Genomic DNA, 13,925 nt, shown 5'->3' on the forward strand with positions numbered 1-13,925 from the left:
AACACGCTGAATGTATTCAAACATAATCAATATTATAACGAGCCACAAAAAAGCCCTTTATCGCCTCTAGTAATTGAATACTAAAAACGATGAAGGGCTGATTACTCTACGACGGAAATACTAGGTGATTGATTGCACTGGTGGTTTCACGTCCGCGTTTTGACCGCGGTGACGCAGATAGTGATCGAGCACTACAATTGCTAGCATCGCCTCTGCGATGGGCGTCGCACGTACACCAACGCATGGGTCATGGCGACCTTTAGTCAGCATATCGACTGCCTCGCCTTGCGTATTGATACTCTTACCAGCCGTGGTAATACTAGACGTTGGTTTTAGCGCAATACTCACACGGATATCTTGCCCTGATGAGATACCGCCCAAGATACCACCTGCATGATTGGCCGCAAACCCATCTGGCGTCAGCTCATCACGAGCACTATGTCCGAATTGACCTGCCACGTCCATACCATCACCAATCTCAACCCCTTTGACCGCATTAATACTCATCATCGCATGCGCGATATCAGCATCTAAACGATCAAACACTGGCTCGCCCAAGCCTACGGGTACACCGCTTGCAATGACTTCAAGACGGGCACCGCAACTGGTCCCTTCGCGACGCAGACTATCAATCAGAGTCTCAAAACGACCAATCGCTTCTTTATCAGCACAAAAGAACGGATTGCTATTTACGAACGCCCAATCGATTTGGCTGGGCTCTAGGACATTACTGTGCTCACTACCGATTTGAGTCACGTGACCACGAATTTGTACGCCCAGACGTTCTTGCAAGTATTTCTTTGCGATAGCACCCGCTGCCACACGCATGGCAGTCTCACGGGCAGATGAACGACCACCGCCACGATAATCACGGAAGCCATATTTCATGCTATAAGTATAATCAGCGTGTCCAGGACGGAAGGTATCCTTGATATCGCTATAGTCTTTTGATTTTTGATTGGTATTACGAATCAATAGACCGATAGACGTACCTGTGGTCTTGCCTTCGAATACACCGGAGATAATCTCAACTTCATCAGACTCGCGGCGCTGAGTTGAATACTTAGACGATCCTGGCTTGCGGCGATCCAAGTCTACTTGCAAATCTTCTGCAGATAACGCCAAACCTGGTGGTACACCGTCAACAATCGCCATAAGGCCTGCGCCATGTGACTCACCGCAAGTGGTAACCGTAAAAACCTGCCCAATACTATTGCCTGCCATAACTGTCCTTAAACAAGTAAACGTTACTAATGACTATTTGATCCATCTTTTATGATTAGTGCTTATAATTATCGATTACAGATGTCGGTTACGGATATCAGCTGTTATTGTTTAGCGCATTCACTCATACAACCGATATCCATGCAACCTAATGGCTGACTATTGGATACTGTCCAATAGTTGAACAAAAGAGGCAAACAGCTGACGATGTGATACTAGCTCATCATAAGTGATCGCAAACACCCCATGCCCACCATGTGCAAACTTCAACCAATCGAACTGAATTTCAGGATAAGCTTGTTTTAATGCCCATTCGCTATCACCCACTTCACAGATCAGCAATCCTTCTGGGCTCAGATAATCTGGCGCTTCAAACAAGATGCGATGCACCAAGTCCAAACCATCTTGACCCGCGGCTAGCGCATGCTCAGGCTCATACAAAAACTCAGGGGGCAAATCTGCCATGATAGCGGCATCGACATATGGTGGATTTGTGACGATAAGCTCATACTGATTCTCGGCAGGTATCTTGGCAAACAGATCTGACTCAATTACGTTGACCTGATGTCCAAGGTCATGATGATCGACATTGACCATGGCTACTTCTAATGCGCCCTTATCGATATCGACTGCATCAACCAATGCATCGACGAAACGGGTCGCAAGCGCAATGGCGATACAAGCAGAACCAGTACACAGATCCAAGATACGCTCAGGCTGTGACAACTGCTTCACGTCTAAACCATGGTCATAAAACACCGCTGACTGCTCATTTGGACTAACGCCTAGGGGCTTTGCAAGTTCAGTCACATCAAAGTATGGATGGAACTGCTGGCGAATCAACTCTGCGATTGGCGAGCGAGGGATAAGGACACGCTCATCCACATAAAAAGGCAAATCACAGAAATAAGATAAGTTAATCAGATAACTCAATGGCTTACGTTCAGCGATACGCTCTTCTAATAATCCAAGTACTGCCTGCTTCTCTGACGTGGTCAAACGGCAGTCTAAAATTTGCTCATTGGCTGACCAGTCCAACGATAGCGAATGCAATACGATGGCTGAGGCTTCTGCAAACTCATCTGTAGTGCCTTGCGCGACAACCACATCATAGTTACGCAACTGCGTGACCGAAAAACGAATAAAGTCGCGGATACTTACCAGTTGCTCACGCGCTTCATTCAGCTCTGCTTGTAGGTTAGCAAATTCACCGTGCTCACCAAGAAGTCCAGTCTCTAAATCATACTCCATCTCGCCGTCTAAGCCCTCAGACTCATCGTTAAAGTATTGGTTTTGAAACTCTTCTGCACTCATTGTTTGGTCTTCTGACATATCGCACCTTATGGATTAACTACATAGCGGATTAAATTGCTTTTTGCTAAAAACTGCTTTTTGCTAAAAGTCGGTTTATTAACCAAAAATTTAATCCTACATTATAGACGTAAACACCTAATAGCGCCAATCAGTGTCGCTATTACTGCAACAAAAAACAGGGGTAGTCTCAGGTTATCTAAGTAAGAATCGCGCACCATGCCATACATATATTCGTTAAATTATTACCCAACTGTAGCGAATACGTCAGCAGCTGACGTTTGGCAACCGTTAAATACAAAAACATGTGTCAAAAGTTTGCGATGGCGACAAATTATGCGCATAATAGCCGCATTAGTAGCAACCACAAGTGATTCAACATGATGAAAATAAAGCCTATTATTACTGCTATATCTATTGCCACCATAAGTGCTAGCGTTGCCGCATTGGCTGCGCCTGCTGATGCTACTCGCACATTGCCAGTACGCACATCGGATACGATGCCGAGCCTTGCCCAAAAGGTCAGCCTTGATGTACAAGAAAACCGTAGCAGCTCGTTAGACAGTCGCTTGCCAGCTGACCGTATGACTCAGCTTATTGATTCAAAGAGTGAGCCAAAGGCTGCAGATAACATGAGCGCTGCAGAATTGACACGTAAAGATGAGCAAGCTGACCGTGATGATGATATAACTGAAGGCCAAGCTGTTGCTGCTCCTAGTGATTTGTCATCTATCAATTCATCTGACCCGCTTGCTTTTGAGCTGCCAGAGAGTGAAAAGCGTCAAGACTTCAGTGATGATCCAACCATCAAAAGCATTGAAGACAAAGATGGCAAACGACACACCACACTCAACTTATCAAACTATGCTAAGCAAGTGAATAGTGCTGTCTGGTCACCCAACATGAACGTCAACTCAGCAATGACCATCAAAATACAGGCTTTGCTTGATTGGAATCATGCATCTCCTGGTCCTATCGATGGCGGTTGGGGCATGAACAGCAAAAAAGCCTTGGTCAACTTTCAAGCGATGAGAGGTCTGCCAAAGACAGGTAAAATGGACCAAAAAACGTGGGATGCCTTAGTAAAAAATATTCCTGCAACCAAACCTGTATTGGTCACTTACACCCTGACTGAAGATGACCTTAATACCAATTTTGCAACCACCCCTTCTGGTTCAGAAGCCAAGTCAAAAATGAAGGGCTTGTATTATCAAGACATCAAAGAGATGTTAGGCGAACGTTTCCATATGGACGTACGCTACCTCGATAAGTTGAATAAGAATAAAGAGTATAAAGTTGGTGAGACGATCACCGTACTGAACAACCGTGGCAAGCTTAACCAACGTATCAACCGTATCGTTGCCAACAAAGCAGATAAGACACTCTATGCATACAACGGTGACAAGCTAGTTGCTACCTACCCAACGACCGTCGGTAGTGATGCCACACCGTCACCAAAAGGGTCGTTTAAGATCATCAACAAAGTAAAAATGCCTTGGTATAAGTCAACTGTCGGTGAAGGCGCTCAAAAGAAAGTCCATATGATAGCACCAGGACCGAACAATCCAGTGGGTGTGGTATGGATGGGCTTATCTAAGCCTTCTTATGGGTTACATGGTTCACCAGTACCTGAAGGTATCAGTCGCCAAGGATCAGCAGGTTGTGTTCGTTTGACCAACTGGGATGTGTTAGAGGTTTATGCCAATGTCGAAAATGGCGCGGTTGTCGAACTTCAGTGAGTCTGATTGACTACCCCAATCTATCATAAAAATCGTGACAAAAAAGACCTCCATCGTGAGGTCTTTTTTATACCTACTCATTTTTTCTACTTATTTATAAAATCACTTCTTATATAGTCACCTTATATATAGCGAGCTTTTATACAGTCACCTTGTTGTAGAGCTGCCTTAGAACCAAAGAGTTATAGCACAGCTCTTCACTTACAAACCGTAGGTCTTATTAACTACGCCTCGTAACCTTCCTCATCACCCGTAATGCTGCCAATTTTTTTGGCAAAGAACATCGTTACAGGAATAGAAGCCAAAGCACCCACCGCGACCGCTATTTGCATATGAGCGATCTCATCGAACCCCATAATGAGCGTACCAATGATGACAACGCCTGTGGTGACCGTGCCTGCTATGATGTAAATAACAGCAAATAATGACCAATTCATGATTTAATCCTTACTTTTTTTGTGGGTATAATCTATTTATACTTTAATTCCACAATTTTAGTAAGTATTTAATCTGAACGCTTACATCACCTATATCAGATGACTTTTATTCAAAACCATGTTAGCTTTAAGGTTTTAGATGAATGCTAATAAACTGCTCCTTTATCACGCGCTCATCTGTCTATACCCTCCTTTGACTAATCGCAAAAAACCCCTATACCTTTGTCCGTTTATCATTACAATAGTGACTTTCTTCATTCGTTGAGAAAGTTATCTGTTATGACCTCATCTAAAAAAAACGTATCTACTGACTCAGCTCAGCAGAATAAAACTTCCGCCAATGCTGATCCTAAAAACGATCAAGATGCTTTGACTGATTCAGTAGCGGATACGGCGATAAGCGACACTGAAATGACCACCATGACTCAAGAAGCACTAGAAAATGAAGATCTAGCCTGTGCTGAAAACCCTGAAGCCAATGTTAAGATAGAGTCAATCAGTGAAGATGTAGTGGTAGCCACGCTGGAGACAACTGAACCTGCAACGCAGCCCAACTCTAATAAGCCCAATTCTGAGCAGTCCAATCCTAAACAGCAGAACCCTGAAGATTCATCTGAATCCCAATCAGATTTCTTTCAATCAGATGCGGCTGATACATTAGAGATGAGCGCTCAAGACAAAAAAAATGCTGACATAACGGAATCAACAGACGACGACCTAACTGTCGATGCTCAACACGCACCCTTAGACAGCTCTGATGAGCAAGCAGACAGTCAAGCGAAAACGAATAATACATTGAAAGATGAAAGTGTACATGAGCACGATAGTTTGCAAAGCGATGATCAATACAATGATCAAAGTAACGATCAGGACGAGGAACAAGACAACAGCCCCAATGTAGATGAACATAAAGAACACGAAAGCGATGAAGAAGAGGTTCAGGAAGAAAAAGAAGCCAAGCTTGAGTCTTATAAGCAGTTTGTCGCTGAGCAGTTCAATAACAAAAAAGTAGATTATCCAGAGGTGCGAGTTAGGATTGAAGCCAACGCGCTGCCTAGTAGAATGTACTTCATTATGAATATCCTCTCTGCCATCATCGCAAGCTACGGCCTAGTAACCAACTCAGCAGCAGTCGTGATTGGTGCGATGTTGGTTGCGATGATGCTAGGTCCCATCACTGGTGTCGCGTTAGCGATCATTGACTACCGTATGCCCCTACTACGTAAGTCACTAATCACCGTGTTTCTGGGGGTGTCATTGGTATTAGTCGTCGGCTTTATCGTCGGCTGGCTACACAAAGATCAACCCTTGACCGCTGAAATACTATCGCGCACCCAGCCCACCTCTATGGACCTGATGATTGCATTGGCAGGTGGTACGGCTGGTGCCTATGCAATGGTGTCTCCGCATTTATCAGTCGCGGTAGTCGGCGTTGCAGTAGCCACTGCGTTGGTGCCACCGCTTGCTGCTAGTGGTATTTTATTTGCTAACGGTGAGCTACAGCTTGGATTTGGTGCGCTTTTATTGGCAGTAACCAACATCATTGCTATTCAGTTTACCAATGCACTTGTGTTATGGGTTTTGGGTTTTCGCCGCTTGGTCGACAACGACTATAAATCAAACAACTATCTGACTTTTTTGCAGCGTAACGCGGTGACTTTGTTATTACTGGGTGGTTTGGGTACCTATTTGACCATCAACCTACAGACCAATGCCAAGCAGCAGGTGTTTGAAAGTAGTGTGAAAGAAGCTATCAACAGCTACTTTATCGATCAAGGCAACGTGCTGACCAATACTCAATTTGACACATCAGATGAGAATCAAGTCGTGCGTGCAGTCGTGCGCGGTGAGACGACACCAACCTCAACCGATGTCCGTCAGATCGAGGCGGTCATTACCCAAGATATGGCAGATAATTTTCCTGAGTATCTACCCATCAAATTGCAATTACGCTATCTGCCCATACAAGTGATTGAGTCTGACCCCGTGATAAAAGACAAACTCGATGAAACTGATGCTGCTATTTTGACCAACTAGCTTGTCCATTGGACTGACCTGATTGCACGATTGGCTTGTTTGAACCGCCAATCTTGATGCGCTACCAATCAAGCAGCGGTAAGCATGTGCATAATAACCTAGCAGTTATAACTCTTGTACCAAGAGCTTAGGCGTTTGTGCTAAAATCGCTTGCAAAATTATTTTATGTTATTTACTCAATTCTATCCGTCAGTAAGGAGCCGCTGTGAGCCAGCCATTTCGCTCAGCCGATATTCGCCAAGCCTTTATCGATTTTTTCATAAGCAAGCAGCACACCCAAGTTTCATCGTCTAGCTTGATTCCTCATAATGATCCGACATTACTATTTACTAATGCTGGTATGAATCAGTTCAAAGAAACCTTTTTGGGTATGGAACCACGTGACTACACACGTGCTGTAACTTCTCAAAAGTGCGTCCGTGCTGGCGGCAAGCATAACGATCTAGATAATGTCGGCTACACTGCCCGCCATCATACGTTCTTTGAAATGCTAGGCAACTTCTCATTTGGCGATTACTTCAAACAAGCAGGTATCGAGTATATCTGGGAGTTTTTGACCTCAAATAAGTGGCTAGCCATTGATAAGGATCGTCTGTACGTCACCATTTATGAAACCGATGATGAAGCCTTTGAGATTTGGAATAAAAACATCGGTATTCCAAGCGATCGCATCATTCGTATTGGCGATAACAAAGGTGCGCCTTACGCTTCTGATAATTTTTGGACCATGGGTGATACTGGTCCTTGTGGTCCTTGTACCGAAGTCTTTTATGACCACGGCGCCGATATCGAAGGCGGCTTGCCAGGTACTCCTGAAGAAGATGGCGACCGCTATATCGAGATTTGGAACTGTGTCTTTATGCAGTTCAATCGTCAAAAAGACGGCACTCTATTGCCACTACCTGCGCCAAGTGTCGATACTGGCATGGGGCTTGAGCGTATTAGTGCCATTATGCAGGGCGTTCATGGCAACTATGAGATCGATTTATTTACTCATTTGATGGATGCCGCTGCTGATATCTTAGAGATTGACAATGAACAACAGTCATCACTAAAAGTCATCGCTGACCATATCCGTGCCGTGTCGTTTTTAATTGCTGATGGCGTTACCCCAAGCAATGAAGGTCGTGGCTATGTATTACGCCGTGTCATTCGCCGTGCGGTACGCCATGGCAACAAGCTTGGCGCAGATAGTGAGTTTTTCTACAAAATGGTGGCGCCACTCGTTGCAGAAATGGGCAGCGCTTATCCAGATCTAAAAGAAAAACAAACTGCCATCGAAAGTGCCATCCAAAAAGAAGAAGCACAGTTTGCTAAAACATTAGCCCAAGGTTTGCGTTTGCTTGCCAGCGAACTTGAAGGCTTACAAGATGGCGATACGCTATCTGGCGAAGCTGCCTTTAAGCTTTACGATACTTACGGCTTCCCGCTTGATTTGACTGCCGATATCACTCGTGAGCGCGGTATTGTCATTGACGAAGCAGAATTCGATGAGCATATGCAAGCGCAGCGTGAGCGTGCCCGTGATGCTGGCAAATTCGACGTTGATTACAGCAGCGTCATTCAAGTAGAGACGCCAACGACGTTTATTGGCTATGAGCAGCTTGAAGAAGAAGGTGTCACTGTTGATGCACTTTACCAAGATGGTAACCCAGCAGACAGCTTAACAGAAGGCATGGAAGGCGTTGTCGTACTTGATCGCACCCCATTCTATGCAGAAGGCGGTGGTCAAGTTGGTGAGCTTGGTGAAATTCGTACCGAATCAGGCGTTTTTGAAGTGCAAGACACCAAAAAGTCTGGGCAGGCGATTATTCATTATGGTGTCGTGACTATGGGTGAGATTAGCCCTAAGCAGACGGCTGACGCTCATGTACTCTCAAGCATCCGTGCCGCTAGTGCAAAAAACCATTCTGCTACTCACTTATTACATGCAGCGCTAAGAGAAGTATTAGGTGATGCGGTTACGCAAAAAGGCTCATTGGTCTCAAGCGAAGTACTACGTTTTGATTTTGCCTACAACAAGCCTGTCAGTGCCGCTGAAATTACGCGAGTAGAGCGTCTCGTCAATGAACAAATCCAAGCCAACACCCCTGCACGCATCGAGCACATGTCGATTGATGAGGCAATGAACCAAGGCGCTATGGCACTGTTTGGCGAAAAATACGGTAGCGATGTTCGTGTCCTAACCATGGGTACAGACAGTATCGTAGACGGTCAGCGCAAGCCTTTCTCTATTGAGCTATGCGGTGGTCTACATGTGCAGCGCACGGGCGATATCGGCGTGCTAAAGATCACCAGTGAATCAGGTATCGCTGCTGGTATTCGCCGTATTGAAGCAGTTACTGGCATGAACGCGGTCAAAAACATGCAGCAAAGCGAGCAGCAACTGGGTGAATTGGCAAGTCAGCTCAAAGTAAAACGTCCTGAAGTGGCGCAGCGTGTACGCACCATGGCAGATAAGCAGCGCGATCTTGAAAAACAACTAGAGCGTCTGCAACAAAAGATGGCCAGTGCTCAAGCAGCTAACTTACTTGATGACGTGCAGACTATCGCAGGCACACCAGTTCTTATCAGTACCTTGAGCGGTATCGATGGTAAATCTATCCGTACGCTAATGGACGATATCAAATCAAAACTACCTGATAGCGTGATTGTACTCATAGGTGATAAAGACGATCAGTTGGCACTAGCAGCAAGCGTAGCGAAGTCTGTTACTGCTAAGATAAAAGCCGGTGATATCATTCGTCATTTAGCAGGTGAGCTTGGTGGTAAAGGCGGCGGTAAGCCAGACTACGCCCAAGGCGGCGCGCCGAAGTCTAGCAACAGTGCAGCAGTTATCAGCGCTCTACCTGCTTGGATTGAAACCCAGCTTAGCTAAGCTAGTGAATATTAGACCAGCGAGTATATTGCTATAGCGCGTCATAATATACCTTATATTTATCGCATAGCTTTACTCTACTACGCACCAAATACGCGATTGGTTATAACCACTATAACCAATCGCCATATATATAGGCGGTACTGAGACTTAAAGTTGTGCTGTAGATATGGTATAAAGGTCAACGTTTGGGCATGTTTTTCGTTCATTGAAGGTGGTAGACACTACCAGATGAACAGAAACCTAGGGCATCACTTTTATAATCTGGCTTTATGTATACAAGCATTGATAGGTCTCACATTGACACTCATCACTGATCATAAAAAGTCATTATTGAATAATAGGTAGATTTTTATGGCGTTAATAGTACAAAAATACGGCGGCACCTCAATGGGCAGTATCGACCGCATCAAAAACGTCGCCAAACGAGTCAAACGCTGGCATGACAATGGTCACCAAGTGGTCGTTGTGGTTTCAGCTATGAGCGGCGAAACCAACCGCTTAATTGATTTAGCACGCCAAATTAGCAACAATCCTGACGCACGTGAATACGACCAAATGGTCTCAACGGGTGAGCAAGTCTCTATCTCACTACTCGCTATGGCGATTAAAGAGCTTGGTATTGGTGCTCGCTCATTTACTGGTCGTCAAGTCGCTATCAAAACTGACAACGCCCATAATAAAGCACGTATCGAAAGCATCGATGATAAAAACATACGCGAGCAGCTAGATGCTGGCAATATCGTTATTGTGGCAGGCTTCCAAGGTATTGATGAAGAAGGCAACGCGACCACACTCGGACGCGGTGGCTCTGATACGACAGGTGTGGCGATTGCAGCAGCTTTGGGCGCTGATGAGTGTCAGATTTATACTGATGTCGATGGCGTATATACCACTGATCCTCGCGTGACCTCAAAAGCCAAAAAACTTGAGAAAATTACCTTTGAAGAAATGCTAGAGATGGCGAGCCTTGGTTCAAAGATTCTACAGATTCGTTCAGTAGAGTTTGCTGGCAAGTATGGTGTACCTCTACGCGTACTATCTAGCTTTGATGAAAACACAGACGGCAGCTTTGACCAAGAATTTCAAGACAATGTGGGCACCCTAATTACGATAGACGAAGGAGACAATATGGAACAGGCAATCATCTCAGGTATCGCGTTTAATCGAGACGAAGCAAAAATCTTAGTACGTGGTGTACCTGATCATCCTGGTATCGCCTCTGCTATCTTGAGTCCTATTGGTCGCGCCAATATCGAAATCGATATGATTGTCCAAAACCTATCAGACAATGGTACCACTGACTTTACCTTCACTGTAAACCGCACTGACTTGGACAAGACCCTAAAAGTGCTCAATGAAGAAGTCAAAGACGAGATTGGTGCCAAAGAAATCTCAGGCAATAGCGAAGTTGTCAAAGTCTCACTAGTCGGTGTTGGTATGCGTTCACACGCAGGTGTCGCAAGCCTAATGTTCCAGACATTGGCTGAAAACAACATCAATATCCAAATGATATCGACCAGCGAAATCAAAGTGTCTGTACTGATTCAAGACCAGTACTTAGAAAAAGCCGTCAAGTCACTGCATACTGCATTTGGCCTTGACCGTGAAGACGGCGAAAGCAAAATCGCTGGGCTATAACCCTCAAAAACTGTTAAAATACCGCCTGAGCATTGTCGGTAATTTGTCCAGTGCTACTGATATATTGATATAATACTCAAATAAAATAGGATCTCTTTAGGTCCTATTTTTATTTTTTGCCCTAGCTGAAATGAGCATTTACCTAATAGTTTTGTGAAAAAACCGTGACAGTATCTGTTATGCCACCTATAATGGGGCTTTCATTTGGGCTAAATGAATCTACCTATCGTTACCGTTATGAGCACGATGTCGAGCATTGTAATTATTGATACATTGCTTGCTTAGTGCTACGGTAATGTTCTGCAATTGAGAAGTAATCTGATGAGTAATAATTTGTTGATGCGACATAAGGAGTGTGACGCATGTTAATTTTGACACGCCGCGTGGGCGAAACGCTAATGATTGGCGATGAAGTCAGTGTGACGGTTTTGGGCGTCAAAGGCAATCAAGTACGTATCGGTGTAAACGCACCAAAAGATATTGCCGTACATCGCGAAGAGATTTATCAACGTATTCAGCATGAGCGCTCTGTACAGTCGCAAATGCAGCATCTTGAGCAAGGCAACTTTTCGCCTTCATTCGATGACGAAGACTATTTCAATCGCTAATCTATAATACTTGATGCTCAGTTGCTAACTGCTCTCGGGTATCAATAAGTATTATATTGTTTTTTTAATCTGCTCTGAGGTCATTTATTTATGAGTATCCGCCAATCAGATATATCGGCACTACTTAATGGTTTGAACAAAAAAGCCATTGGATTCAATGATGTCATCAGCTTTATTGATGATTTTTATCGCTATGCGCCTGCCCCATTTGTGAATGGGATGGTACATAATGCAGCTGGTGAAAACGAAGGTAGTGCAAAGATTTTTGGTTTTGCTAAGCATCATGGTTTGAACCAGCTGGACACGCTAAAACTATTTGGCGAACACTATGCCAAAGTGCAAGCAACGCCTAATGGTACTGATCACGCCAACATTCGTAACTTTTTGCATTGGGGCTGGCAGGGATTTTTGATGCAGAAAAACCCACTAACGGTTCGTCCTAGTGTCGATACGACTGCAATCTAATCATGTATTGCGATTAAAACACTATAAAGTAAAAAAGCCACGCTAATGAGCGTGGCTTTCTTGTGATGGCTGTATTTATAGCTATTACAGACCTACCTATTTGTAGGTCTATTTATCACAAAACTTATTTATCACGGAATTTGACAGGCTGCACGGCACCTTTAGGGTTCGGCATATTAGGATAATGATGTTCATGCTCGACATCACATTCAGCACCAACCACTGAACCGTCGTCTTTTACTGGTTTGTGGATATAGCCAGTACGTTCAGCAGGCGGTAGATGCTCATGCTCCCATACCATTACCGCTTGCATACAAGTGTCGCGCTGCTCAGCAGTAATTTTGCGACCATCAGGCCATTTGCCCAGCTCAATCGCCATACGGAATTTATCGACTACCTCAGGCGTTAGACTTGCTAGTATTGTTTGTTTATCCATTTTGCCTACTCCACTGCGATTTTTGGATCATACTTCTACATAAAAGACTGACTTATTCATCGTCCATAATATCATCATCGACATCAAGACTGAATTCTTCAGCGTGGACATTCCAGTGTAACTTTGTCCGGCACGCTTCATAAAAATCAAACCCAGGTGGGTGCAACAAAGTCAGTTTGTCAGGGTGCTTACGAATATGTAAGCGTTGCTCTTGTTCGAGCGGTACACTGGGCTTGCCATCTGCACTAACCATTGGCTGCGTACGGTTGTCTTCATGGATACGAATACAAACTTCACTATTACCGCTGACCACAATCGGACGACTAGACAAGGTATGAGGATGCATAGGCACGAGACAAATAGCATCCATACTCGGATGTATGATAGGACCACCACCAGATAGCGCATAGGCAGTTGAGCCTGTCGGTGTTGCTGCTATTAGCCCGTCACTATGCTGTCTATATACATCGTGTCCGTCAATTTTCATCTGAAAATCAATCATATGTACCGACTTGCCAGCATGCAACACGATATCATTGAGCGCCATATCCTCATGGACTATTTTGCGCCCTTCTCGTATTTCCATCGTAAGCAAAAACCGATGATCCAGCTGATAGTCTCCCATCAACACCTGACGCAGTTTAAACGCCGCTTCATCAGGCTTTACATCTGCCAAAAACCCTAAACGGCCACGGTTAACTCCCAATACAGGCACACGGTAACGTGCTAATGCTTCAGCAGCATGTAGTATCGAGCCATCACCACCGACCACAATAACCAAGTCGCAAATCTCACCAATTAAGCCACGCTTTACGATTTTGACTTTTTCTATGTCTATAAGATCCAGTGTGGGCAAATTGGCAGTTTGTACATCCATGATCAATGTCAAATTCATGTCATTGATGGTTTGGGCGATCTGCACCAGACTTTGAGTGACGCTGCGTTTACCAGCGCGGCCCATCAGCCCAATACGCCTAAAAGCAGGGTTCTTGATAGCGTGGAATAGCTCTGATTCATGTAAGTGTGGCAATCTTGCTGACTGCGCTGAGTTTTCCATAAAACGACTCGGTATAACGGTGAAGTACAGGGCAATGATAGCGATAAATGCGCGCTTAGACTAGCATGTTTCTCAATTATCGTTGTTAACTG

At 44.6% G+C, this 13,925-nt stretch carries 10 protein-coding genes and 1 pseudogene; 6 read left to right on the forward strand and 5 right to left on the reverse strand.

The window, feature by feature from the left end; translation table 11 throughout:
* Positions 1-120: 120 nt before the first annotated feature.
* Together aroC and prmB are read right to left on the reverse strand one after the other, a co-directional pair.
* Complete coding sequence (gene aroC, locus AC5JPO_RS04235) at positions 121-1,224, reverse strand: chorismate synthase (protein ID WP_493852601.1); 1,104 nt, start codon at positions 1,222-1,224, stop codon at positions 121-123.
* A gap of 159 nt (positions 1,225-1,383) precedes the next feature.
* On the reverse strand, positions 1,384-2,556 hold the full coding sequence (prmB, locus tag AC5JPO_RS04240) for a 50S ribosomal protein L3 N(5)-glutamine methyltransferase (protein ID WP_493853361.1): 1,173 nt from the start codon (positions 2,554-2,556) through the stop codon (positions 1,384-1,386).
* Between the two features lie 359 nt (positions 2,557-2,915).
* Between prmB and AC5JPO_RS04245 the strand changes: the two genes are divergently transcribed.
* Positions 2,916-4,274, forward strand: coding sequence for a L,D-transpeptidase family protein (locus AC5JPO_RS04245; protein WP_493853362.1), 1,359 nt, complete (start codon positions 2,916-2,918; stop codon positions 4,272-4,274).
* A 224-nt stretch (positions 4,275-4,498) separates the two neighbouring features.
* On the opposite strand, the gene AC5JPO_RS04250 is transcribed toward AC5JPO_RS04245, so the two are convergent.
* Entirely contained in the window at positions 4,499-4,711 is a 213-nt protein-coding gene (locus AC5JPO_RS04250; protein ID WP_493853363.1) for a hypothetical protein, read from the reverse strand.
* Between the two features lie 279 nt (positions 4,712-4,990).
* Between AC5JPO_RS04250 and AC5JPO_RS04255 the strand changes: the two genes are divergently transcribed.
* The 5 genes and pseudogenes from AC5JPO_RS04255 to AC5JPO_RS04275 all read left to right on the forward strand — a co-directional run bounded on the left by AC5JPO_RS04255 (position 4,991) and on the right by AC5JPO_RS04275 (position 12,340).
* The gene (locus tag AC5JPO_RS04255) at positions 4,991-6,748 is read left to right on the forward strand and encodes a TIGR00341 family protein (protein WP_493853364.1); all 1,758 of its coding nucleotides are present in this window, start codon (positions 4,991-4,993) and stop codon (positions 6,746-6,748) included.
* A gap of 205 nt (positions 6,749-6,953) precedes the next feature.
* Complete coding sequence (gene alaS / locus AC5JPO_RS04260) at positions 6,954-9,626, forward strand: alanine--tRNA ligase (RefSeq protein ID WP_493853365.1); 2,673 nt, start codon at positions 6,954-6,956, stop codon at positions 9,624-9,626.
* 354 nt (positions 9,627-9,980) lie between these two features.
* Positions 9,981-11,267, forward strand: coding sequence for an aspartate kinase (locus AC5JPO_RS04265; RefSeq protein ID WP_493853366.1), 1,287 nt, complete (start codon positions 9,981-9,983; stop codon positions 11,265-11,267).
* 362 nt (positions 11,268-11,629) lie between these two features.
* Positions 11,630-11,797, forward strand: a pseudogene (gene csrA / locus AC5JPO_RS04270) (carbon storage regulator CsrA); the annotation flags it as partial.
* A 168-nt stretch (positions 11,798-11,965) separates the two neighbouring features.
* Positions 11,966-12,340, forward strand: coding sequence for a HopJ type III effector protein (locus AC5JPO_RS04275; RefSeq protein ID WP_319050113.1), 375 nt, complete (start codon positions 11,966-11,968; stop codon positions 12,338-12,340).
* Between the two features lie 124 nt (positions 12,341-12,464).
* Here AC5JPO_RS04275 and AC5JPO_RS04280 read toward each other — a convergent pair whose 3' ends face one another.
* Both AC5JPO_RS04280 and AC5JPO_RS04285 read right to left on the reverse strand, forming a co-directional pair.
* Entirely contained in the window at positions 12,465-12,776 is a 312-nt protein-coding gene (locus tag AC5JPO_RS04280) for a YeaC family protein (protein WP_493843484.1), read from the reverse strand.
* Positions 12,777-12,828: 52 nt separating this feature from the next.
* A complete protein-coding gene (locus AC5JPO_RS04285; protein WP_443524483.1) occupies positions 12,829-13,833 on the reverse strand; it encodes an NAD(+) kinase in 1,005 nt (334 codons plus the stop codon).
* Positions 13,834-13,925 lie beyond the last annotated feature (92 nt).

This window comes from Psychrobacter sp. H25 (assembly GCF_059076335.1).